The sequence below is a fragment of the Nocardia tenerifensis NBRC 101015 genome (genome assembly GCF_000308715.1).
Classification (GTDB): domain Bacteria; phylum Actinomycetota; class Actinomycetes; order Mycobacteriales; family Mycobacteriaceae; genus Nocardia; species Nocardia tenerifensis.
Map to the genome: position 1 here is coordinate 1 of NZ_BAGH01000257.1, position 744 is coordinate 744.

General features: G+C 68.3%; 1 protein-coding gene. It reads right to left on the bottom strand.

What is annotated here, in order from left to right:
• Window positions 1–635 (bottom strand): SCO6880 family protein (locus ON39_RS20000; RefSeq protein WP_373283709.1); only part of this gene is annotated, 635 nt, incomplete at its 3' end.
• Between the last annotated feature and the right edge of the window lie 109 nt (window positions 636–744).

A 744-nucleotide genomic window follows, 5' to 3' on the forward strand; every position in this document is an offset into this window, starting at 1 on the left:
TCCGGCCGGGTGATCGTGGAAACCTCGGTGAGCAAACGGTTTCCGGTCTCCGGCACGGTGTCGATGACCGGCACGACCGCGACGATGTCGCTGGTCTGGCCGACCGAGGCGAGGAAGGTGCCCCACGCCGACACCCAGCGGTCGATCACCGGCTGGTCGACGGCCTCGTGGCCTTGCGGCCAAGCCCGCAGCACCACCGTGTACTGGGCGAACTGCGGCAGGTGGATCATGCCGAAGCTGTAGCCGCCCGCGTCGATGCCCTCGTAGAGCTTCGACGGCGCGAGCAGGCCGGGCAACCGCGTGACACCGCCCGGGATCCGGGAGAACCGGCCGCCCCGGTACACGTGCTCGCCGTTCTTGCGCGAGCGCATCCAGTTGAACATCATCAATCCCGTCTCGTAGCCCGAGCGGCCCCCGGTCCGCCACACCAGTGGAACCATGATCAAGACGCCGGTGCCGCCGACGATCAGGCCCCATTTGAAGCCGCCGACCATCGCCGTGATCAGCGCCGTGATCACCACCGCGAAGCCGAGCACGGTCTCCTCCCAGCGCAGGCCGAAAAGTCCTGCGCTGCGGGGCTTCTGCCACAGCCCGTACGAGCGACGCTCGTAGGTGTCGTTCGTCGTCATCGTCATCGCGGAATGGTGCTCCTCCCGAGGTCGGGCGAGCGATTCGCCCAACGGTCACCGGCCACATCACCCATCGCCTGGTCCGCACGGTTCAGGCTGCTCGTCGCGGCGCGCG